The sequence below is a fragment of the Fructilactobacillus sp. X2R1C3 genome, assembly GCF_059901425.1.
In genome coordinates this window covers 174,378-198,937 of the sequence record NZ_JBWXUW010000004.1, presented here as the reverse complement: position 1 = coordinate 198,937, position 24,560 = coordinate 174,378, and the positions used below count along the sequence as shown (strand labels likewise).

The following is a 24,560-nucleotide window of genomic DNA, read 5'->3' as shown; positions in this document are numbered from 1 at the left end:
TCGCTTGTCGATTGACTACCACTCATTGATGCACTAGCACTGGTACTTTCGGAGTGATTTGTACTCATCGAAGTACTAGTTGAACCACTCGCACTTGTTGATAGGCTGTCGCTTGTCGATTGACTACCACTCATTGATGCACTAGCACTGGTACTTTCGGAGTGATTTGTACTCATCGAAGTACTTGTTGAAGTGCTGGCACTTGTTGATAGGCTATCACTCGTCGATTGACTACCACTTACCGAAGCGCTGGCGCTCGTACTTGCCGAGTTGTTTTCACTCATCGAAGTACTCATCGAACCACTTGCACTTGTTGATAGGCTATCGCTAGTTGATCCACTTGTACTCATGGAGTTTCTCAGGCTATCACTGGTAGATTCACTGCCACTTACTGAGGAACTATCACTAGTAGAAGTACTTTGACTGTCGCTTGTACTCAATGATGCGCTGTCGCTATCGCTAGTTGAAACGCTTTGACTATCGCTGGTACTTAGTGAGGCACTACCACTGTTGCTAGTGGAAATACTCTGACTATCACTGGTACTTACTGAAGCACTATCACTGTTGCTTGTTGAAGTACTCTGACTATCACTAGTACTTACTGAAGCACTATCACTATTACTAGTGGAAGTACTCTGACTGTCGCTAGTACTTACTGAAGCGCTATCGCTAATACTATTTGAAGTACTATTACTCATTGAAGTGCTGGTTGATTCGCTACCACTCAATGAAGCACTTGTACTATCACTTGTGGAAGTACTTTGACTGTCACTGGTACTTACTGAAGCACTAACACTGTTACTTGTGGAGACACTTTGACTGTCACTTGTACTCAATGATGCACTATCACTGTTGCTGGTAGAAACGCTTTGACTATCACTAGTACTTACCGAAGCACTATCACTATTGCTAGTTGAGATACTTTGGCTACCACTCGTACTTAGTGAGGCACTACCACTGTTGCTAGTTGAAATACTCTGACTGTCGCTCGTACTCAACGAAGCACTTGTACTCATCGAGTTTCTCAGGCTATCACTGGTAGACTCACTACCACTTACTGAGGAACTGTCACTGGTACTAATTGATTCACTGCCACTAGTACTTAGTGAAGCACTACCACTATTACTAGTAGAAATACTTTGACTATCACTAGTACTCAATGAGGCACTGCCACTATTGCTAGTAGAGATGCTCTGACTATCGCTCGTACTTACTGAAGCACTATCACTGTTGCTAGTGGAAATACTTTGACTATCACTAGTACTTACTGAAGCACTATCACTGTTGCTAGTTGAGATGCTCTGGCTATCACTGGTACTTAATGATGCGCTGCCACTATTGCTTGTTGAAACGCTTTGACTGTCGCTCGTACTTACAGAAGCGCTATCACTATTGCTTGTGGAGATGCTTTGGCTACCACTAGTGCTCAACGATGCACTGCCACTGTTACTAGTTGAAGTAATTTCACTCATTGAAGTGCTAGTAGACTCACTGCCACTCAATGAAGCACTTGTACTATCGCTAGTTGAAATACTTTGACTGTCACTAGTACTTACTGAAGCACTATCACTGTTGCTTGTAGAAATACTTTGACTGTCACTCGTACTTACCGAAGCGCTATCACTGTTGCTTGTTGAAACGCTTTGACTACCACTAGTACTTACAGATGCACTACCACTGTTACTTGTTGAGATGCTCTGGCTGTCGCTAGTACTCAATGATGCACTACCACTATTGCTAGTGGAGCTACTCTGACTATCGCTCGTACTTACCGAAGCGCTATCACTGTTACTAGTTGAAACGCTTTGACTGTCACTGGTACTCAATGATGCACTACCACTGTTACTTGTTGAAGTGCTTTGACTGTCATTCGTACTTAGTGAGGCACTACCACTGTTGCTTGTGGAAGTACTTTGACTATCGCTCGTACTTACAGAAGCGCTGTCGCTAATACTAGTTGAAGCACTGTTACTTATTGAAGTACTAGTGGATTCACTACCACTCAACGAAGCACTATCACTATTACTAGTTGAGACACTCTGGCTATCACTAGTACTCAATGATGCGCTGTTGCTATCACTAGTGGAAACGCTTTGACTGTCACTTATACTTACAGAAGCGCTATCACTATTGCTAGTTGAAACACTTTGACTGCCACTAGTACTTACTGAAGCACTATCACTATTGCTTGTTGAAATACTTTGACTGTCGCTTGTGCTTGTTGAAGCACTGTTACTCATCGAAGTGCTAGTGGACTCACTGCCACTTAAGGAAGTGCTGCCACTCTTGCTAGTTGAATTACTCAAACTATCACTGGTACTTATGGAGTCACTCTTAGTAGAGTTACTGTCACTGATTGAAGTGCTGGTTGATTCACTCCCACTTAGTGAAGTACTAGTACTGTCGCTAGTCGAAATACTCTGACTGTCACTGGTACTCAATGATGCACTACCACTGTTGCTAGTGGAAATACTTTGACTGTCACTCGTACTTACAGAAGCGCTGTCGCTATTGCTTGTAGAGATGCTCTGGCTATCACTGGTACTTAGTGAGGCACTGCCACTATTGCTAGTAGAAATGCTTTGACTATCACTAGTACTCAATGAAGCAGAGTTACTCTTACTTGTAGATTCGCTTAAGCTGTCACTGGTACTTAATGAGTCACTCTTGGTCGAGTTACTTTCACTGATTGAGGTACTAGTGGATTCACTGTCACTCAATGAAGTGCTGCCACTCTCGCTAGTAGAAGCACTTTGGCTATCACTCAATGAAACTGAGTTACTCTTGCTAGTGGAGTTACTCAAGCTGTCGCTTGTACTTAACGATTCACTTTTACTTGTTGAGTTTTCATCGCTAGTTGAAGCACTGTCACTCTTACTAGTAGATTCGCTTTGGCTATCACTAGTGCTGATGGAGTCACTCTTGGTGGAGTCACTCTTGGTGGAGTCACTTTCACTCACTGAAGTGCTGGTTGATTCACTACCGCTCAATGAAGCAGAGTCACTCTTACTTGTGGATTCACTTAAGCTATCACTGGTACTCAATGAAACAGAATCACTCTTACTAGTTGATTCGCTTAAACTATCACTAGTACTCAATGAGTCGCTCTTAGTGGAGTCACTTTCGCTCATTGAGGTACTTGTGGATTCACTACCACTTAATGATGTGCTTCCACTCTTGCTTGTAGAAGTGCTTTGACTATCACTGGTACTTACTGATTCACTCTTACTTGTGGAGTTGCGTAAGCTGTCACTCGTGCTTAACGAATCACTCTTTGTTGAGTTACTTTCACTAATTGAGGTACTAGTGGATTCACTACCACTCAATGAAGTGCTGCCACTCTTGCTAGTAGAAGTGCTCTGGCTGTCACTGGTACTTATGGAGTCACTCTTAGTAGAGTTACTTTCACTGATTGAAGTGCTTGTTGATCCACTGTTACTTAGTGAAGTGCTCCCGCTCTGACTAGTAGATCGACTTAAGCTATCACTAGTACTCAACGAAACAGAATCACTCTTACTTGTAGAAGCGCTCAAACTATCGCTAGTACTCAATGAAACTGAGTCACTCTTACTAGTAGATGCACTTTGACTATCACTCAGTGAAACAGAATCGCTCTTACTGGTTGAGTTGCTTAAGCTGTCGCTAGTACTCATGGAGTCGCTCTTAGTCGAGTCACTTTCGCTCATTGAGGTACTGGTTGATTCGCTACCACTTAGTGAGGCAGAGTCACTCTTACTTGTAGATTCGCTTAAGCTGTCACTCTTGCTTGTCGAGTTACTCAAACTATCACTAGTACTTACGGATTCGCTCTTGCTTGTTGAGTTCTTATCACTAGTCGAAGTGCTAGTTGATTCGCTTAAACTGTCGCTAGTACTTATAGAGTCACTCTTGGTTGAGTTACTTTCACTGATTGAGGTACTAGTGGATTCACTATCACTTAAGGAAGTGCTACCACTCTTGCTTGTGGAGTTACTCAAACTGTCGCTTGTACTTAATGATTCGCTCTTGCTTGTAGAAGCGCTCAAGCTGTCGCTAGTACTCAATGAAACTGAGTCACTCTTACTAGTAGATGCACTTTGACTATCACTCAGTGAAACAGAATCGCTCTTACTTGTTGAGTTACTCAAGCTATCACTAGTACTTATGGAGTCACTCTTGGTTGAGTTGCTTTCACTAATTGAGGTGCTAGTTGATTCACTGCCACTCAATGATGTGCTGCCACTCTTACTTGTAGATTCGCTTAAGCTATCACTTGTGCTCAATGAATCGCTCTTGGTTGAGTTGCTTTCACTCACTGAAGTGCTTGTTGACTCACTGCCACTCAATGAAGTGCTGCCACTCTTGCTGGTAGACTCACTCAAGCTATCGCTAGTACTCAATGAAACTGAGTCACTTTTACTAGTAGATGCACTTTGACTATCACTCAGTGAAACAGAATCGCTCTTACTGGTTGAGTTGCTTAAGCTGTCGCTAGTACTCATGGAGTCGCTCTTAGTCGAGTCACTTTCGCTCATTGAGGTACTGGTTGATTCGCTACCACTTAGTGAGGCAGAGTCACTCTTGCTGGTTGATTCACTATTACTCAATGAAACAGAATCACTCTTACTTGTCGAGTTACTTAAGCTTTCACTCGTGCTTAATGAGTCACTCTTGGTTGAGTCGCTTTCACTCATTGAAGTGCTGGCGGATTCGCTGTTACTCAATGAAGTACTACCGCTCTTACTTGTTGATTCACTCAAGCTATTGCTTGTACTTATAGATTCACTCTTGCTGGTAGACTCACTCAAGCTATCACTTGTACTTACAGATTCACTCTTACTAGTTGAATTGCTTAGGCTGTCGCTGATACTTACAGAATCGCTGCCACTCTTACTGGTAGAGTTGCTCAAACTGTCAATTGTTGAGTCGCTTTCACTTACTGAAGTACTGTCACTTTTACTAGTAGAATCACTTAAACTGTCACTGTTACTAGCAACCTTACTCAAGCTATCACTAGTTGAGTCGCTCAAACTATCTACTTGACTTGTAGAAGCGCTTTCACTTTCACTGTGACTATCAATTGTACTGGTTGATTGACTATTAGAAGTACTTTGACTATCACTCGTAGCTGTGTTACCAGATCCAAATTGAAGGTAATTTGGCTGATTTTGACCGTTTAGTATGGCCTCAATTCTTTCTTCTTCGTTAAAATTAACATTGTATAGTACAACTTTTCCAATTTTACCGTCCGTACCAATTTCGAAGTTCAAATAACTCGTTGGGTCTGGGAAAGATTCATTCCCAATTATCATTGATACATTTTTAACACTAAAGACAGTCCGATTGCTTGCAATTAAACTCTGTGCATTACTTTGAGTTAAATCAAATACAACGTTTTCAGGATCGGTAATGGTAATCGTGCCGGCAGATCCACCATTATTTACTAGAATAACTGGTTGGCTCCCCGTTGCCTTCAATGACATCTTTCCGGTATCTTCAACGGTGATGTATCCACCATTATTTAAGTAAATTAAACTTTGTGAATAACTAGTCGTCTTTCCAGATTGATTGTAGGTAACGTTAAGATTACCGCCACTGTTAACCAAGACACTAGAAGAATTGCCAAGGTAAATCAAACCTGGTTGAGAAGAATTTCCAGGATTAATATTTCCATTAGCAATAATATTCATGGAGCCATTAACAGTAATGGCGGTATTACCAAAGGAATAGATGGCTCCGGCCAGGGAACTAGTTGTACTGCTATTATTATTATTCAAAATAATATTTAAAGTAGCACCTGTTTCAACATTAATATTGCCACCCTTGGTGGTAATCCCATAAACAGTACCGTTTCTACTGTTTTCATTAGAACCACCATTATTGTTAGGAATTAGGGTAACGGTAGCACCATGTTCTAACGTAACGTCGCCATTAACGTTGCCACCCTTACTTAATTCGATAACATTATCACTGTAACTAGTCCCAGTGAAATTGGAGTTAGCGCCAAAGGTAATTGAACCGGCTTCAATTACTTGTTGACTGCCAGATTCAGTTTGAATTGGTTTACTAGAAAACTTATTCGTGTAGGAAGGAACTGACTGTGCGGTAACGTTACCGTAGATCGTAACGTCAGTAGGTCCACCAGAACCATTTCTTCCGTAAATAAACTGAGCACCGGTGTAATTGACATTATTAATGATATATGACGTTGATTGACTCATAAAGCCATAAAAACATTGACCATAAATGTCTAAATTGTCATATTCAACGGTCGTATTATTAACTAGGCCACTCCAGTTGTTAAAGGTGTAACCCCTTAGATCAATCGTGTAATGGTGCCCTGCGGCTGAACCAATCTTTAAATTCCGTGGGTTTTTAACGTCATTAATAACTTCTTGTCCACTATTAAAGTTCTTTAAATCAGCAAAGTTAATGTCATCATCAATGATGATGTTATTAGCGGTTCCGTTCACGATTTCATCGTATAATTGGTCCGCAGTTGCCACATGAACCGTTGAAGTATCTTGTTGAGATGCTAGTACCACGTTCGGATTAGCGACTGGTTGCTTTTCATTGGTTGAATTTTGGGCACTAGTAGATTGTTGCTCATTTTGACTAGTTAAAGCACTGTTGCTTTCTGACGTTGATGTCGAAACGTTTTGGCTAGTCGATTCACTGTTGTTAGCCAAGACGTTTTCACTGTCAGACAGAACGTTATCAGCCAAAGTTGAAGTACTGTTAGCATCGCTATTCTTATTGCCACTTAAGTCCTTAATGTTAATGGACATGTTGTTGTTTTCACCAATGGTACTTAGGGCTGCCAAAGTACTATTATTAGGTGTCAAACCGTTGGCTAAACCAACACTAATGACTTGGTTTTGTGAATCAACGGTAACGGTAGCGTCGTTTGGCACAACGGCCTTAACTTGGTTATAAACATCTTGGTTAGTTGTCTCACTTGCTTTAGCGGAATCGTTTATCCCACTAATGCTACTGCTGTCACTGTTAAGCTGGGAAGCAGACGTGATCGACTGACTGTTGTCTAAGGCCTTGGTAATAGTGGACTCACTATTAAGCTGTGAACCTGATTGTAAGACTGATGGCTTAAGTTGATCACTAATCGTTTGACTAGCAGCCGAAGTCGAATCAACTGAGCTAGTGCTAGTAGAACCGGTCGTTTTACCATTAGTATTAGTGTCAGCTTTAATTGCCTCACTGTCAGAACCGGGCACTGACTTAGTCGTGTTAGAATTTTGTTCGGATTGACTCTCGGTCTTAGCCTGACTATTGGCCGTCGTCGAACCAGAATCGGAGTTAACCTTGTTCTCGCTAGTAGAATTAGCAGCGGCCATGGAAGCTGACGTAGACGTCGACAAAGCCTCGCTCATACTAGTTGAGATTTGGTCAATCTTAGCTTGCGAATCCACCTGACTTCCGGCTGCAGAAGACGTGGTCTGTGAAGTTGATGAAATTGTTGCGGAGTTTTTATTTGGTAAGACATCCGCATCTTTATTTTCTTTACTAGTATTGTTGCCACTTGTCGAAACTGAATTAGCCGAGACAGAAGCAATTCCAATGTTAGCGCCCAGTAATCCACCAATTAGTGAAATTCCGGCAACCATCCACTGTTTACCAGCTTTATACATTTTGTAATGCGTTCTAGCATCATCTCTTAATGCTAGACGAATGTTTTGCTTTTTATTTCCTTTCCCTCTCATAAGATCTTTCCCCCTTAAATTTGTGAATAATCTAAATTGAGATGGTCTTACTATATATCCAAATGAAATTATTTAGCCCATATTCCCAATAATGGGACGATTTTTTCACTAAATAACCAAATTTTATTTAAATAAACAAAAACAGCTGGATTTACCGTCAATCCAGCTGTTTTTGTTTCACTTAATATTTACTTTTAATAAACTTTTGGATTCCCTTCCAGTAGTCATTTTCGTAATTAAAAACGGACTTACTTTGTAAAATTTCTTGTGAAAATTCTGGACAAGTAACCTGATTTGTTATTAAACTATAAGTTTGCTCATAACAATTATACAGATGACCATCCATGGATCCGCCTGACCCACTGGTATTCATTGCTTGATAAACCTGCTTTAAAAATTTAATTGCTCGATCTGATTGTCGGTTAAGGCAAAAGTTAATCACAAAATCAATCGCAAAGCCCCAGTAGACGTATATTCGATCTAGATCAGTGCTCTTTAATCCGCTTAAGACTTTCTGTAATACCAGAAAATCACTATCAATCTTTTTCTCTGGAAATAGCGAGCGCTTCAAATTCAGGTCCAAAACGTTTAAATAGATATCAAAATCAGTTAGGTCATCACAATCTTTAAAGTATTTTTCATTACTCTTAAAGAAGGTGGACACATCCGGCTTTTGCCGCTCGGCAATTTGACTGATGATCTTAGTGTACGTATAGACCTTAAAAAAGGGCGATGCTAGCTGTAACCGGTACTTATCGAGACTATTTAAAATCGCCTGCAGTTTGTCAGGACTGTACTCATAAGTATCATAAAAAGAAGCGAGGGCTAGTGTATCGATTAATTCATCCGTTGACGGATTTAATAATGACAAAAATTCTTCATCAGAAATTCCCAATAACTTTTTAATTCCAAAAATATATTCAAATGGGATATCAATCTCATAATTAATCCAACGGTAATAACGCGAAGTACTCAAACCCACTCGATCTAGAAATGAACTTATTTTCACTTTCCGTTGCTGAATTAATTCAGCAATTTTCCCCCGATCAATACTAACGGCAGCGACACTATTTTGTGGAATTCCTTTATTTCGACAATGCAGATCGACATAATATGCGACTCCTAATGAAGGAAGATTCATTTTTATTACCCCGCTAAAGCTATAAAACTATAGACCAGACTAAGGATCACCACGAATACCATAATCACTGAAACAATAATCATAATTACTTTCCCGGTGCTTTTAGTATCCGAAGCATCAACAACGTATTTTTTCTCTTCATCAAACCGTAATCTAATATCCTGCTGCAACTCTTTCAATTTAATTTTTGGCATTTTATCACCTGCTTTAAAAGCTAATCCACTACTACTTTTTTAGTTGGAACACCCTTTTTCTTTAATTCCTGTAAGAATTTCTTACTCATGTGCACGTCTTGGATATAGGAAATTTCATCCGTCAGAATGTCCAACAAGTTTTGCTTGACGTTTCCGTCATCATTAAGGGGTGATTCGTCCAAATAGAGGGTGTTATGCGATTTCGATTGCGATAACGCCCACAACTCAACCCCCATATAACTAATACCAACCGAATCTTTCGCCGTTAAATACTTTCCGACCGTGTCGGCATAAAATTCATCCAAATTTCTAAACTGTTTTTGGGTCTTTAACGAGCCAAAATCTTCAATGGTCACCCAATTTAGCTGCTTTTTATAAAAGTAGAAACACAACGCTGGGACACCGGCATCATTATAAAAATCGATCCGTTGGGGTTGTCCCCGGGTGTAGATGATGTTGCTGAACTTCTTGCCGTCACTAGCGAATTCTTCGATGTAGTCTAATTCGTCGTTTGGAAAAACGTAATCAACCTCTTTCACATGGCGGCGCGTGTTCGGCCACAAGATGACGTGGCCAATCGGATTGCCATTTACGATGATGTTAATCGTGAAATCAGCGTTCATGTAAATCTCGGCGCCGTCAACCGTGGGGATCCGGTTGAAAAACAAAAACGCTTTAGGATCCATGTCTAGGGTTCGACCAGTAATATAATCGACAACGTTAAACCCATGGATTTTATTTGCTAGTAGAGAATCACGAAAATTAGAGGCTGGTGCCAGCGTAATCACCTGACCCTTCCTCTTTTGAATTCGGTCTCGTTGGTGTTGCCAAACTGGATTTTGGTCGTTTATTTTATTGGTTAGTTCGTAATGCATCAACAAACTCCTTCCATTTATTCGCAATGACATGATTTTGAAAGGGAGCCATCGAACTGATGGTGGCCCTTTGGACTTTTCCATAATCAGAATCTAATAACCGGTTAATTCCCTTTGCCAAACTATTCACATCAAAATCAACGCTCTTATCGCCCCGTTTGAAGTCTTGTAAGAATCCATTGACACCGTCTTTTATCATTTCCATTGCCCCAAAACGGGCTTTGTAGGCAATCACCGGTAATCCGGCGCTTAACGCTTCTACCGTGGTTAACCCAAAGCCTTCTGAAAACGATGCCGAAACAAAGGCATCATACTTCGGATAAATATCGTCCAAATGATGAGAGAGACCCTTTAATTTAATGTAGTCTTCCGCTTTTTCTTTTTTGATGGTCTTTTCAATCAAACTATTTTCACCACCGGCACCGTAGATATCTAAAGAAACTGCAGTCCCTTGTTTATGTACCTTAGCAACTGCAAGTACTAACATATCAATGTGCTTTTCCCCAGCTAATCGCGAAGCAGTAATTAATTTTAGCGAACGCAACTTTTTGGTTCGCTGTTTCGGTCTGGTTTTACCAGTCCCTTTGTCATCAACGCCACCAACTGGGATGGTAGTAAATTTATCTTTTTGCTTCGGAAAATCTTTCACTAGATCATCAGTTTGCATTTTGGTAGCACTGATAATGCTGTCGATATTATCAAGGTGCGTTAACGAGTACTCGTAGTAGTTATTCCACAGTGGGTAGCGGGGGTCGTTTCGATCGGACAAGTGATCCGCGTGAACCACTTCCACCACTTTACTTTGGGGCATCTTGGGATAGAGTAAGGCCGCTTCACTCTCTTCGCCACGATCCAAAAACCAATTGTTATTGTGGTTGTAGGCCCGATCCACCTGTTCAAAAAAGTAGCGCTGCAACTGAACTTCATTTGCGAAATAGAACTGCTTGCCGTCCTGATTGTAGAGGTGAATATTTTTGATCAGGGTCTCTTTATGACCGTTGTCATAAAAATCAAACGTGACCTTTTTCTCGCCCGTCTTACTGGAATAAATCTCAATCTTTGACAGACTCATAATTAACAAGTCGTGCTTTTTATTAGGAAACTTCACCATGGTTTCGATGATTTTCATCCCTGAAGTCGTCTGGATCTTCAGCATGCGGGTGGTGTTGGTACCATCAATCACCGTTTCGTGTTGATATGAATAGAACTTTTTGACTCCATGCCGTAAATAATCATTTCCTAGCACAAAATATTCGTACATATTGATGACTTGGTCATTTCCTAGATTCCAGGTATCCATGGCCTCGTGTAAATTATTAATTAATTGCACAAAAATATACCGATATGGCAGTTTCACTTCATCAAACCGGCGTGCGCGATAAAACTGTGCGTGTTCCACTCCAGAATTACCAATTCCCATGGCACGATTAATAAAAAAATTCATTGGTTGGTTCTTTTTTACTTGTTCCTTCATCATTTCATTCCTTTACTTGGTTAATTTTAGAAAGAGGATAGCCATACGGTCTGACCTCAGTTGTCATCTTTTTCAGCTGCTGATCTTGATTAATGGCCTCAAACAACTTCTTCATCGCGGCATCAGCCTTATCCTGGTCATTAATTTCACCAGTAGAAAGCCGACAAAAGATCTGGGCCCGATCCGTTTGAACGGGGACCGTCCAACTACCCGAGTCACGGCGTCCGAGGTAGATATCCAGCTTTTTAGCGTTCGGATATATAAACTTGGTTAACTTTAAATTGGGGCTGACCGTAAAATTCAAATCCTTAAAATTATCGGCTTCACCCAACATGAGGTACCTAAACGTGATTGACTGGTTTGATTTCACCACCACCGAGATTTCGTATTCCGAAGCATGCTCTGGATACTCAAAGTCGCCCTCGTGTCCGTTGATGATAATTTCCTTCATAAAATCATGGTATTGATCGTAGATCGTGACCTTAAAGTAAACTGAGTCAACTGGTTTCGCCTTATAATCACTAAAGATGTGATACTTGTGATTGCCAAGTAAGATTGGCAACTCGCCCTGCATTCGCACATCCTGAAAATCCAGTTGTGAGTGCCAGGTATAAATACTAGTTCCGGGTGACAACAAGGGAGATGAATAAGTGACCTCAGTTTTTGAGTACGTGACCTGAGCTCCATAGCGCTCCATTGAATTAAGGTACTTTCCCCACGTTAAAACGGTCATTGCTTCCAATTTCTTAACTCCTATCAAACTTTTCTTGCATCAGATTATGGTACTGTCTGACAAACCAATTCACGATCCCGTTGGTATCATCATTATGGCGCCCAATTAACCCCTTACTGATGACCTTTACGGCCTGCTCCTGCTGCTTAAAATAATTAAACAACTCGCCGTAGGCCTCTTTGTCGTAATCATCCTGTTTCATATAGGCGATGGCAAAAATGGTTTTGGAAAAGTCGCCGGTCTTAAAATGATTCCAAAAGTATTGATTAAAATGTTTTTGGGCGGCTTCATCAGTCTTGCCTTCGTGCGTTAACAACAAATCGAGTGAGGTCAAGAAATCAAACGGCCGGTGCAAGCAGGAATTTTCCGCGATGGTCCCCAGATTGACAAGGGGCTTTCCGACAATCACCGCGGCGGGCTTTAGGTCGGTTGCGTAGTATAAAGCTGCCGTCGTTCCCATCGAGATTCCCGACAAAACCAGGTCATCACTAGAAAAATGTAACTTTTCCAGGCACTTTTTAATTGTTATAATTAGTTGTTGTTCTAGTTCCTTACTGCCAATGTAGAAGGAACCACCCTCCATTCGCTCATCGGCAATCAACAAATAAGGCGAAGAACTGATGTTACTCATCATCCGGCCCCCTTCAAATCCCTCGGCAGTTCGGTATCCACTGAAGTAGACGTTTAGAGGTGGTTTTAAATCACCAGGATTAAAATAGGCGGCAATCTCGCCCTTATAATTCTGCTGGTCAGTCAACGTTTTGGATCCCACCATGTAAGTTCCCAGATTCCGGCGGCGTCTTCTGACGTGAATTCTTCTTAGCGTAAACGACTCAATCTGCCCCTTTAAAAACACCGAAACGTACAAATTAGAATGCTGTTTAGGCGTCTGATAGGCAAAGGGTTGGTTTAGGTCGGCTCCGGAAACGGTGCACCGTTTAATAATGTTGTCGGTTTGGGCATCCAGAAAATATAATTTAAACGTCACCTTCCCTGACCCCTGTAGTTTGTATTCGGGCCAAAACTCCATTAAGGTATCGGTCTCCTGGGCGAGGGTCATTTGAAAATTAACGGCTTGGACCTGATGTGGCAAGGTTAAATGATGAAAACTGACCTGACCCGAACCGGTTTGGGTGGTGTGAGGAAGTAAATCGGACATAATCTCGACCTTATCCTTATTCAATCGACTACCAAATTGACCACCAAAGTAGACTTCTTTAATGAATTCGGTTACTTCATCTGGTTCCGTTAAATCAATCCCCTGCGCATTTTTATAGTTGAGGGTCTTCTTAATTTCATCAGAAAAGTTATCGCCCTGCTGGTAAATAATGTTATTTGCGGGAAGCACCTCAATTAGCTTCGGCATGATATAAACCAGCGACTGCTTGCCCAGGATAAAAAGCGTGTTGCTGTACTTGGGATTCAATTTTTCATCATCTAAGATGGTTTGTTGCATCTCAAAGACATCCTTAGGATCGTCCAATGAAAAATACTGATACTTAAAGTTGTCATCTAACGTTTTATTTAAAGCTAGTTTTTGACCACCTAGTTGGATGAGTCCTTTTTTAGCCATGAACTTCACCTCATTTCTTTAAAAATGGCCTTGATGCTGGCGACAATCTCTTCGCTAGAAAACCTTTCGATTTTACTGATATTGGCAACTAACGACTGGTTCCAACGGTCCAAATTATCCAAGAAGTAATTAACCGCTTTGACGAGACGTAAATCATCGTTAATGATGATTCCATTTTCATCATCAGTTACATAACCAGTTTGAACCGTGTTGACTTGGGGAATACCGGCGCTAATCGCATTGACCTGCAGATATGGACTCGGTAACCGATCCAAATCAACCAGAATCCGGGCCTTGTGAATGTTTTGCTGGTAAAAGGCTGGGTCCTGATTAGAGTAAATCTGAATCCGATCCAAAGCTTCACTGGCTCCAACTAACTTTTCCCAGTTAGCTTGCTGCTCCTTTGCCTTCGCCTTTTTTCGTAGTTTGGACGTTAGTTCATGCTCTTTTTTTAGCTTCAGGTACTTTCTGACCCACAGAAAGTCGGCTGATTTTAAGGAAACCTCAAAATGCGTCTCGATTTCCGTCGTAATTTCCTGTTCGATGGTTTTACGCATGCGGTCATCATTCACGTCAAAAACAATGGCCTTGTCCTTACCTTCACTGACCACGCGCAACAGCTTGTTTGCTAAACGTCTCACGGTCCTTTCGGGCATCTCGTTAATTTTCCAAAAAATAATTTGTTGCGCCATGCTGTTACTAATCCCCAAGTTAAGGTGCGCAGCGTATGGCGAAACGATTCTTACATTTAAGGGATGCTCCTGATTCTGCCAAGTTCGCTTGATTTTAGTGGCAATTAATTGATTGGGCACCAGAATGGCACTGTTCTTGCTAGCTAACTGAGCTAGAGCTGACTGATTAATCAAGGTTTGATCGGTTAAAAAGCTGCCAACTTGATACTCACTTTGTAACTGGTGGGTCAAAGTCAGGCTATCTTTAGTTGGATTGTCAATGATTTGAATCCCATCATCGGTCTTGACCTGATTGAAATAATTTTGTGAAACTTCGCTGATTAAGTCCGTTAAATTGGGATAATGTGAGTGCGCAAAGTGCCTTTGAAAAGGCTCTTCAATCTGGACTTGATCACCATGATTGTGATCAATGGTTAAGACCACCTCCGAAAGTGGATTGTACAATTGCGTTTGTTGGGGAATCCCCTGTTCATACATCCCTCTTCGAGATAGAAAACCACGCGAATCAAAATAATCGACTGCCGTCAACTGGCCATCCTGATAGTATTCAATGGTACTTAGGACTTCTTGAGCAAAATAGTTGGCCTTGGCATACAGCTGATCGTTCCTTAAAAACTGAATTCCGCGTGGAGAGTAGACCCGTTCTAAATCACTTGGCAGCGGAATGTCCTCAATCGCGAGCGGCTTGCCAATCTTGATGTGCACATCCTGAATCTCATCCAACGCCTGCCAGTATGGAGTGTTTAACAGTCCATATTCATTTAGTTGGTACGTCAGCATGGGCAAAAAACTGTTGGTGACTAACGTACAGTCTTCGTCATTATCCTGAAAAATCGCCAGTTGACTAATAATCGTGTTGTAACCCAGCTGCAGCGTGTAGGGATGCCAATTAGGGATAAAATAAACCATATAGCCTCCTCATAATTAAAAAATGCGATAACGATACTTGTAGATTAGTGCCCGAACTTCTTGGGAAATGCTGTCTAAAATGGTAATTAAAATAAACAATGAACCAAATAAAAACGAGAAGTTAGTCACAATCGGAAAATACAAACCGATTAGTAGTGGCACTAGGGCAATCAGCAGCACGTAAATGGTTCCTAAAAAGGACATAATATTAACCTGTCCGGTCAGATACCGTTCCGTTTCTTTGCCGGGAGCTAAGTTAAAAATATAGTCGCCACTCTCTTTTAATGATTTGGCAATGATGTTGGGCTGAAAATTCACAAACGCAAATAAATAACTTAAAATCACGATGATGAGCCCGTAAGAAACGATTCCCTGCCAGGTGTGATAGGAAAATAAAAGTGAAATCATTTTACCAATTTGAGCATTGACCTTTAAATTCGACACCACTAAGAGCGGAATCGAAAATAACGATAGGGCAAACATGAATGGCATGGCGCCTGAGACTAAGACCTTAATCGGAATATACGAATCGGTCAGAAAACTGTTCACTCCAATCCGTTCAACGGGGATGCGGTATTCAGCCTCATTGACAAAGACCGTGACGTAGACAAAGCCTATGACAATGATGGCGATGACGATCCATCCCAGAACGGAAAAATTCAGTGGCTTTTTTAACCCCGAATCTAAAATCGTGGGAAGATTTTTGACCAGTCCCGGAATGATAAAGATACTGACCCCACCAATCCCTAAATCCTTATTGACATCCGCCAGCCAGACAATCAGCATTGATCCGGCTAGGAGGACAGTGAAAATGAACCAGAAGAAGGCTTCATCGTCAAATCCTAGGGTCTCTGGTTGATAACGTAGAAATAACTTGGCCATCGCTAACGACTGGAGCGCCGCCAGCACAAAGGTGATTCCCTTTTGCCAGTATCCCGTCGTCTTTTGTGACATTCGACTCGTGGTCTTGTCATCAACGGTGGTAACAACCTGCCACACGATGAGCGCCGTCATGTACGGTCCTAATCCCAAGGCAAACAAACTGGGAACGGTAATTTGACTACCAAAGTTACTAGAAATTAAATTGATATAGGCATTTTGATCTAACGCGCTAGCATAATTTTTTAGTTGAAACCCTGGAATTAGGATTAATCCACCTAGTTCAAACAAAGCCAACAAAAAGATTGTAAATGATCCCCGTTTTAACAATTGCCTCACTAAAAAATCTCCTTTTAAACTTATACAAAAATCAAATCAATGGTTCCGTCGTCTTTTTGCACAATTTCTGATAATAATATGTTTCTGAGTACTAATAGATAGATTCGTTCGCGCATATTGTGAAAAGCCCGGCGCGCTTCGGTCTCATATTCGTAAATGGGATTATGCTGACCCCAGTTCCGGCTACTAACCGCTAACTTCAACTGTTCCAACGCATCCACTTGGTCGATCCACATCGTATCGATTGACTTTAATAACACCAATCTTTTGTATTCTAATAACTGGTCATCATTTTTAAATTGCTGATAAACCTGCCGTTTCTTGTCATCAATCATCTTTAACAACTGGGCTTTTAAACGCTTTTTGTTGCGCCAGTTATTCTTTAATTCGTTTTTATTCGGTAAAAACGAATAATCGATATTGTTATAAATGAAGTTGGTGATATCAAAGTAGTTTTTCCACTGCGGCAAATAATTATCGATGCAAGAATTAATCGCCGTATCAATGTAAGGATCCAAATCATTCGTGCGCATGGCCGCGTTTCGGGTCTTATAGAGACAATTGCGCTGAGCCTTGACCACTTCGTCAAATTTCAAAATGTTCTGGCGGTCGGAAATTTCACTATTCTTCTGGGTTCCCTGCGACTGATTAATGATGTTCTTAATCCGGGGCTTCTTTAAAGCGCTTGTAACGTGATGTTTCACTAACTTTTCCCGGTACTTTTTGACCCACTTGGGAGCATTTTCGGTCACAATCTTATCCTCTAGTGAAACATAAAACTTCGTATCACCAGGTTCACCCTGCCGACCGGCACGCCCACGCAACTGGTTGTCAATTCGTAAAGAAGACATTCGTTCAGTGCCGAGCACAAATAAACCACCATTTTGAATGGCTTGATCCGAGAGCTTAATGTCAGTTCCCCGACCTGCCATTGAAGTTGCCACGGTAATCGAGTCCGTCTTCCCGGCATCGGCAATGATCCGACTCTCTTTTGGAGCACTATTGGCATTTAACACGTTGTGCGGAATTCCTAGTGACAACAAGATGTGGGAATATAACTTTGACATTGAGACCGACCCCGTCTCAATCAGGATGGGTCGATGCAATGCCCGCATCCTTTCGACCTCTTTTAGTGAAGCCGTGATCTTATCCTCATTGGTCGCATAAATCTGATCCGGGTGGTCCTTTCGCATGATTTTTTCATTAGTCGGAATGACAAACGTATTCAGCCGATACGTTTCACGAAATTCGTCAGCGTCGGTCTTGGCCGTTCCGGTCATCCCGGAAAGTCGGGTAAACAATCGAAAGAGGTTTTGGTAGGTAATACTAGCCAAGGCACGACTATCATCACTGATTTTGACGTGTTCCTTCGCTTCTAGCGCCTGGTGAAGGCCGGATTGTAGTTTGGTGCCGTACAATTTCCGTCCGTTCATCTTATCGAGTAGGACAATCTCGTTGTTTTCCACTACATAGTTACGGTTTTTGACAAACAGGCACTTCGCCTTCAGCGCCAAATTCAGGTGCTGGTATAATTCATGAGCCTTGGGTGCTAGTAAATCGGCAACTCCGGCGTACTCTTCTAAGTTATTGATCCCCGTCTCAGTGAGCCAGACTTTCTTGCCGTCCTCCGATTTTTGAAAGTCAACGTCTTCTTCGAGCTGCTGAATCATGTTTTCACACAGCTGATAAAGGTTCGATTGCACGTTGGGTGCACCAGAGACAATCAGCGGCGTCTGCGCCTGGTCCAATAAAATGGAGTCAATCTCATCAATCAGGGCAAATTCCAGGTGCTTAATGTGCTGGTTTTCGGGCTTAATCGCTAGGTTGTCAAACAAGTAATCAAACCCCAAACTACTGTGGGTGGTGTAGACGATGTCTGAACTGTAGATTTGTTCCAAGTTTCGACTGGCATCGTCGCCATCTTCTTCAGGCACTCCACTAGCGATCGTCAAACCGAGCCAACGATATACTTGACCGATTTCTTTCGCGTCACGTCTGGCTAAGTACGAATTCGCCGTGATTAAAAAGACCCCTTTGCCCTCGAGTCCATGTAAATACATGGGCATCGTCGCGGTTAACGTTTTCCCTTCACCGGTTTTCATCTCAGCGATGTTGCCAAAATTTAAAACGACGGCACCTAAAATTTGCGTATAATACGGCGACAATCCTAAAACCCGGCGGTCAGCTTCACACACGGTCGCGTAGGCTTCCACAATCAAACTATCGAGCTTAGCGCCATTCTTTAATTGGGCCCTTAAGTACTTCGTTTGTTGTTTCAACCTGGAATCGGAAAAATACTTCAGTTCATTGACGCGCTTTTGCACTTTTAGAGCGATTTTCTTATATTTATGCATTAATTCTAGATGCAGACTCCTTTCGTCAAAAATATTTTTAATTCATTAATAAGAAGCTTTTATTTAACCCGGTGCTTTAAATCACGAAGGGCCAAAGCTAAAGCAGAACCAATGAAGCCTAGTCCAATAAGTCCTAAGGTCATAGAAGTCTTTTGGCCGGTTTGCGGCAAAACGTGCTTGTTTTTCTTAACGTGCTTTTGATTGGATTGATTAGTTGCTTGAGAAGTTTGCTCACTTTGAGGCTTCATAGTCATTTGGTGTCCAGCATTAGTACTTGAAGTCTGGTTCTTACGACTCGTTGAAGTAGGAGTGGTGGTTTGCTTGCCACTGTTATTAGGTTCATTAGTGTTATTCATTGGTTGATTTGGAGCAGTCGGTTGCTGACCTTCGTTACCAGGAACTGATGGAGTTTGGTCCGAAGGCTTTGAAACATTATCACCATGATTGTCTGGAGTTACCGATGATCCACTGTTATCTGACGGTTGGTTTGGAGTAACTTGACTACCACCGTTCTCATTTCCACCTTGGTTGTCCGGTGTACTTGGGTTTTCACCATTGTCACTGTTGTTTCCACCATTGTTATCGGGATTTTCTGGATTAGATGGTTGGTTCTCGCCACCATTGTTTCCGGGTTCGTCAGGGTTGGTAGCGTTCTTAGCCAGAACCGTTACTGGGACGTAGAACGTCTTGCCGTTGGAAGCCGAAATCGCAACTTGATACTGTCCTGGCACTTGGTTGTTAACTTTAGATGTGTCAATTTTGGTAATCGTTGCAGGTGTGCCATCTTCGTTAGTGGCAGTGGCACCATAAGCAGCTGGGTCCGTTGGAACACTGTCGCCAGCGTAAATGGAAATGCCGTGAGCCGTAATGTTAGCTTGGTTAGCCAGAACAGTAACCGGAACAAAGAACGTCTTGCCATTTGAGGCAGAAATCGCAACTTGGTATTGACCCGGCACTTGGTTATTAACTTTCGAAGTGTCAATCTTGGTAATCGTTGCTTTGGTTCCATCTTCATTAGTTGCAGTGGCTCCATACGATGCAGCATCGGTTGGCACGTTGTCACCAGCGTAAATGGAAATGCCATGGGCCGTGATGTTAGCTTGGTTAGCAAAAACAGTGACCGGGACGAAGAACGTCTTGCCGTTTGATGCGGTAATGGCAACCTGATACTGTCCGGGTACTTGGTTATTAACTTTAGATGTGTCAATTTTGGTAATCGTTGCGGGTGTCCCATCTTCATTCGTAGCGGTTGCACCATAAGCTGCGGCATCAGTTGGTACATCGTCGCCGGCGTAAATGGTGATGCCATGAGCCGTAATGTTGGCTTGGTTGGCTAAAACAGTGACCGGGACAAAGAACGTCTTGCCGTTTGATGCGGTAATGGCAACCTGATATTGTCCGGGTACTTGGTTATTAACTTTAGATGTGTCAATCTTGGTAATCTTTGCTTTAGTCCCGTCTTCGTTAGTAGCACTGGCACCATACGATGCAGCATCGGTTGGCACGTTGTCGCCGGCATAAATGGAAATTCCATGGGCGGTAATGTTAGCCTGATTTGCTAAAACCGTTACGGGTACGAAGAAGGTTTTGCCGTTTGATGCGGTAATGGCTGCTTGGTATTGACCTGGAACTTGGTTATTAACTTTCGAGGTATCAATCTTGGTAATCGTTGCTGGAGTTCCATCTTCATTAGTTGCGGTGGCTCCATAAGCTGCGGCGTCGGTTGGGACGTTATCACCAGCATAAATTGTGATGCCATGGGCCGTAATGTTAGCTTGGTTAGCTAGAACAGTGACCGTAACCGTCATACTTTGACCATTTGAGGCCGTGATGGTTACCGGATACTGACCAGGGACTTGGTTATTAACTTTGGAAGTATCGATTTTGGTAATGGATGCTTTTGTGCCATCTTCGTTGGTAGCTCCAGCGTTATAAGTTGCAGCGTCAGTTGGGACAGCGTCACCAGCGTAGATGGTAATTCCTTGAGCATGCAATGAGGATTCATCTTTTACTGGATTTCCCCAAACCCATGTTCCGGGATGAGCTTCACCGTCAGTTAGTTGATCTGAAGATAACGCATTCTGACCGGGAATCACGTGGCCATTGGCGTCGACTTGAACCCAACCAGCGTATTGACTAGGAACCGCTGGCAAATGGGAATCAGACAAACCAGTTTCATTGCCTAATTTGAGTTCACTTAAACTTTGATCGTTTGCAAGCATGTCAGTTGTGTTGGTGGTTTGGGTATCAAAGTTAGAAAGGTCCAAACTTTTAAGGTCAAAGCAGTTGGCAAACATGTTACTCATCGACGTCACGTTACTAGTGTCCCAATTGTGAAGGTCTAGTTGGGTTAGAGCATCATCATACTGAAACATAAAGTCCATGTTTTTCACGTTACTGGTATCCCAGTTGGTAATTCCACTTAGGTCCGTGATGCTTTGATCACCGTTAAACATGTAACTCATGTCAGTTGCTTTACTAGTATTTAAGTTTGAAAGACCTTTGATGTTGAAGCCGTCAGTTAAAACACCGACCCCACAGAACATGTAGGACATGTTAGTAACATTTTGCGTATCAAAATTACTAACATCCAAATTTTCTAATCGATAATTTGACTGAAACATACTCTGCATATTTTGAGCCCTGCTAGTATTTAACTTGTCTAGACCAACAATCTCGATTAATGATTGGTCATTATTAAACATGTTCATAAAATTCGTAACGTGTGAAGTATCAATGCCGCCAAGATTGACGTACTGGAGTTCACTACCTTGTAGACCATCTGTACGCGCATCAGTAAAAAGAAGCGCTCCGATGTTGGTTACTTTACTGGTATCTAGCCCAGTTAAATCAATTGATTTCAAAGAGTGATTGTCCAAAAACATGTTACTCATATTCGTACAATTCGACATATCAAGATTAAAGAGATTTTTATAATCTTGTACGCTGCTCCATCTGGCAAAGAGACCGTTGGTATCATCAACAATTACCTTGGAATTAAAGACAACATGTTTGACTTGTGTATAGTTAGCTTCAAGCCAACTATCATAGGAAAATTCGTTGCCTAAGTCTCCACCATCATTGAATGACAAAGTGCCAGTGTTGTAGTCGTACACGTACTTAGCAGATCCCCAGTTTCCCTGTTGCGTCTGGTCAGCTAATTGAACGTTTTTGACTGGTTGAGCGTTAAATTGAACAGCTTGGTTATTTTGAACGTTGTTAGCAACTGAATTAATTTGATCGTTAGTCTTTGTGACCGGTTTTGGTTCTGGACTTGTTGGAGCAACCACCGTTTTGTTTTGGTCCACCTGTGGTTGATCGGCCTTGACCGGGTTAGTTTGCTTCTTCACACCCTGGGTATCAGCGTTTTGGTTGGTAGCTTTTTGATTAGTTACTTGTGATTTGTCGGACTGAACATTTGAAGCATCAGTCGCTTGATTATTAGTTTGGGCCTGGTTCTGTTTAGCAGGCTTGGCAGCTGATTGACCATTATTGGGCTGGTCATTTGCTTGAGCGACTGCTGGTTGGTCGTTACCACTTTGGTCTTGTACTGATGGGGTAACGGTGTTCTTTTGAGTCGTTTGTGATTCTGCTTGCGCATTGTTTGCTGCAGGTTGACTTGATTGATCATCTGGCTGCTGTTCGTTAGCAGTCGGTGCTTTATCAATCTGAGTTTGATTATTAGTTGTCTTTGGGGCAGCTTTAGTAGCATTTACAGGAACTATGCTACCCGTAGCTTGTGCATCGGTTTTCACATTATTTGCAGCCGGTTGAGCGGTGGTATCAGCACTTACTCCGACGGCTAAACCAGACACGGTAGCAAAGGTCACCAGCCCGGCGACCATCCACCGCTTTCCAGCTTTATACATTTTGAAATGTTTCTTTGGATTACTTAACATAAAAACTCCTCCCACTCCATTTAAAAACACGCTTTGTGAAGTAATAATAATTACAATCACGGCCGTTAAGGTCCATTGCCAATCAAGTAATTAATTAATACTTCACAAGAATAACGTGGTTTGAACAAAATTCACGAAGTATTTTATGAACAATTTATTAAGAATTAAAATAATAGACGGAACAATTCGTAGAGTGGCACTAATTTGCGTACATCATCACAATTTAGGCGCTTTTAAAATATATGTTACATAATATAATATTTGTAACTTTTAGTGTTGCTTGTAAGTAATTTGTGAAAAATAATTATGTGATTTCCATAATAATTTAATAATCATTGTTCGATTGTAATCGCCGTCTAGTGTGCAATTTCTCTGATTATAATTTTTATTCCATGATAAAAATTGATGTATCACAACCTTATTAGCAATTCAAATATGAGAACAAAAACAAAAAGAGTTCACTATCATTTTTGATAGTGAACCCTTTTGAAGTTGTTATAAATGGTCCTAAGGACTGGTAAAATAAATATATACTATGTGATGGGTGATGTGAACGTGACCAAACCAATTATCAGAAATACCTACGATGCAATAATTATCTTATTAGCAATTATTTCCGTCGTGCTTACCGTTCTTCAATTCTTAAACAAGCTTAATCTTGACGCTGAACCATACGTGGCCATAGACGATGCCATCTGGGTGATTTTTACCGTCGATTACTTCGGTGGTTTCTTGCTCGCCAAACAAAAATGGCAGTACGTAAAAACTCATCTGTTTGATTTACTCGCAATCATTCCGTTTGGGTATGGTCTCTCGTTTTTCAAAATTTCCCGGGTAACCAGATTAACTCGCATCTTCCGACTTTTCAGGGTTGCGGGTGTTCTTGGCAAATTCAAGGAACGAATCGAGCGGTTTCTTCAAACCAATGGCTTCATTTACCTATTAATCATATGTACGATTATCATCTTGCTATCGGCCGGCCTCTACTCCATCGTCGAAAACACGTCGCTCACAAACTCGATCTGGTGGGCCATTACAACCACCACGACCGCCGGCTACGGCGACATTAGTCCCAAAACCAAGATTGGCAAGGGAATTGCCGTCGTTTTGATGTTGGTTGGGATTAGCTTTGTGGGGATGCTGACAAGTACTCTCACCACCTTTTTCTCAAAAGAAGCCACTCCCTCACCCGTTTCAGAAGCAGATGAGATTCGTAAGTTCAAAAAGTTAATGGACGATGACATTATTACTAGAGAAGAGTTTGAACAAAAGAAGCGAGAATTGTTGAGAAAGTAGAACACTTTTATCATTAAAAATAAATTAATTTAATATTATACACAATGAAATGGAAAAAGTATTTTAAATGCTTCCATACTAGTGTATTGTAGTAAATGTAGTAAGGAGGTGATGAAATTGCCTCATTTGAAAATAAAAAAGCCCAGACTTGCTAAGTTAACCGTCAAAATAAACTTAGAAATCATAGGCTTTAAACTTGTTTTTAAATGGTAATTCATTTAGGGAGCGATTTGCGCTCGCTCCTTACTACATTTTTAGTATAACACACTATTACTAATTACATATGGAGGTACGACATGAAAACGAGAGAATGGAAAATTGGAAAGCACTTAACTATCACGATGACACTACACCGGCCAACGTATAAAGACTGGCTCGGATTGGCTCTAATTGTCTTCATCATCGCTTTGATTATTTGGTGGGTCATCTAACCTTAATCGAAATACGATTAAACCAGCGCTTTGAGTGCTGGTTTTTATTTATCGAAATAAAATTAACTCACATA

13 protein-coding genes are annotated in these 24,560 nt (G+C 41.6%); 2 read left to right on the top strand and 11 right to left on the bottom strand.

What is annotated here, in order from left to right:
• The 11 genes from AC6UDD_RS05965 to AC6UDD_RS05915 all read right to left on the bottom strand — a co-directional run.
• Window positions 1-7,697: KxYKxGKxW signal peptide domain-containing protein (locus AC6UDD_RS05965; protein ID WP_500719621.1), on the bottom strand; the 7,697-nt coding region annotated here is incomplete at its 3' end.
• A 181-nt stretch (window positions 7,698-7,878) separates the two neighbouring features.
• On the bottom strand, window positions 7,879-8,838 hold the full coding sequence (locus AC6UDD_RS05960) for a helix-turn-helix domain-containing protein (protein ID WP_500719618.1): 960 nt from the start codon (window positions 8,836-8,838) through the stop codon (window positions 7,879-7,881).
• A gap of 5 nt (window positions 8,839-8,843) precedes the next feature.
• Window positions 8,844-9,032, bottom strand: coding sequence for a hypothetical protein (locus AC6UDD_RS05955; protein ID WP_500694576.1), 189 nt, complete (start codon window positions 9,030-9,032; stop codon window positions 8,844-8,846).
• A gap of 20 nt (window positions 9,033-9,052) precedes the next feature.
• Window positions 9,053-9,907, bottom strand: coding sequence for a hypothetical protein (locus AC6UDD_RS05950; RefSeq protein ID WP_500719616.1), 855 nt, complete (start codon window positions 9,905-9,907; stop codon window positions 9,053-9,055).
• On the bottom strand, window positions 9,885-11,351 hold the full coding sequence (locus AC6UDD_RS05945; RefSeq protein WP_500719614.1) for a glycosyltransferase: 1,467 nt from the start codon (window positions 11,349-11,351) through the stop codon (window positions 9,885-9,887). The genes AC6UDD_RS05950 and AC6UDD_RS05945 overlap by 23 nt, the downstream gene beginning before the upstream one ends.
• 34 nt (window positions 11,352-11,385) lie before the next feature.
• The gene (asp3, locus tag AC6UDD_RS05940) at window positions 11,386-12,114 is read right to left on the bottom strand and encodes an accessory Sec system protein Asp3 (protein ID WP_500719635.1); all 729 of its coding nucleotides are present in this window, start codon (window positions 12,112-12,114) and stop codon (window positions 11,386-11,388) included.
• A gap of 13 nt (window positions 12,115-12,127) precedes the next feature.
• Window positions 12,128-13,687 carry an accessory Sec system protein Asp2 gene (gene asp2, locus AC6UDD_RS05935; protein WP_500719612.1) on the bottom strand — a complete coding sequence of 520 codons (1,560 nt, stop codon included), beginning with the start codon at window positions 13,685-13,687 and terminating at the stop codon, window positions 12,128-12,130.
• A 5-nt stretch (window positions 13,688-13,692) separates the two neighbouring features.
• Window positions 13,693-15,288, bottom strand: coding sequence for an accessory Sec system protein Asp1 (asp1, locus tag AC6UDD_RS05930; RefSeq protein ID WP_500719609.1), 1,596 nt, complete (start codon window positions 15,286-15,288; stop codon window positions 13,693-13,695).
• 15 nt (window positions 15,289-15,303) lie between these two features.
• Window positions 15,304-16,506: a SecY family transport protein gene (locus AC6UDD_RS05925; RefSeq protein WP_500719607.1), complete on the bottom strand. Its 1,203-nt coding sequence runs from the start codon at window positions 16,504-16,506 to the stop codon at window positions 15,304-15,306.
• Window positions 16,507-16,526: 20 nt separating this feature from the next.
• Complete coding sequence (secA2, locus tag AC6UDD_RS05920; protein ID WP_500719605.1) at window positions 16,527-18,860, bottom strand: accessory Sec system translocase SecA2; 2,334 nt, start codon at window positions 18,858-18,860, stop codon at window positions 16,527-16,529.
• 59 nt (window positions 18,861-18,919) lie between these two features.
• Window positions 18,920-22,759 (bottom strand): BspA family leucine-rich repeat surface protein, encoded by a 3,840-nt coding sequence (locus AC6UDD_RS05915; RefSeq protein ID WP_500719603.1) that lies wholly within the window; start codon window positions 22,757-22,759, stop codon window positions 18,920-18,922.
• A 540-nt stretch (window positions 22,760-23,299) separates the two neighbouring features.
• Here AC6UDD_RS05915 and AC6UDD_RS05910 point away from each other — a divergent pair.
• Window positions 23,300-24,055 carry an ion channel gene (locus AC6UDD_RS05910; protein WP_500719601.1) on the top strand — a complete coding sequence of 252 codons (756 nt, stop codon included), beginning with the start codon at window positions 23,300-23,302 and terminating at the stop codon, window positions 24,053-24,055.
• A 296-nt stretch (window positions 24,056-24,351) separates the two neighbouring features.
• Window positions 24,352-24,486: a hypothetical protein gene (locus AC6UDD_RS05905; protein ID WP_500719599.1), complete on the top strand. Its 135-nt coding sequence runs from the start codon at window positions 24,352-24,354 to the stop codon at window positions 24,484-24,486.
• Window positions 24,487-24,560 lie beyond the last annotated feature (74 nt).

Excerpts from the sequence above, each read along its gene's own strand:
- AC6UDD_RS05960 (WP_500719618.1), bottom strand. The coding sequence starts at position 8,838 with ATGAATCTTCCTTCATTAGGAGTCGCATATTATGTCGATCTGCATTGT.
- AC6UDD_RS05955 (WP_500694576.1), bottom strand. The coding sequence starts at position 9,032 with ATGCCAAAAATTAAATTGAAAGAGTTGCAGCAGGATATTAGATTACGG.
- AC6UDD_RS05950 (WP_500719616.1), bottom strand. The coding sequence starts at position 9,907 with ATGCATTACGAACTAACCAATAAAATAAACGACCAAAATCCAGTTTGG.
- AC6UDD_RS05945 (WP_500719614.1), bottom strand. The coding sequence starts at position 11,351 with ATGAATTTTTTTATTAATCGTGCCATGGGAATTGGTAATTCTGGAGTG.
- asp3 (WP_500719635.1), bottom strand. The coding sequence starts at position 12,114 with ATGACCGTTTTAACGTGGGGAAAGTACCTTAATTCAATGGAGCGCTAT.
- asp2 (WP_500719612.1), bottom strand. The coding sequence starts at position 13,687 with ATGGCTAAAAAAGGACTCATCCAACTAGGTGGTCAAAAACTAGCTTTA.
- asp1 (WP_500719609.1), bottom strand. The coding sequence starts at position 15,288 with ATGGTTTATTTTATCCCTAATTGGCATCCCTACACGCTGCAGCTGGGT.
- secA2 (WP_500719605.1), bottom strand. The coding sequence starts at position 18,860 with ATGCATAAATATAAGAAAATCGCTCTAAAAGTGCAAAAGCGCGTCAAT.
- AC6UDD_RS05915 (WP_500719603.1), bottom strand. The coding sequence starts at position 22,759 with ATGTTAAGTAATCCAAAGAAACATTTCAAAATGTATAAAGCTGGAAAG.
- AC6UDD_RS05910 (WP_500719601.1), top strand. The coding sequence starts at position 23,300 with ATGGGTGATGTGAACGTGACCAAACCAATTATCAGAAATACCTACGAT.
- AC6UDD_RS05905 (WP_500719599.1), top strand. The coding sequence starts at position 24,352 with ATGAAAACGAGAGAATGGAAAATTGGAAAGCACTTAACTATCACGATG.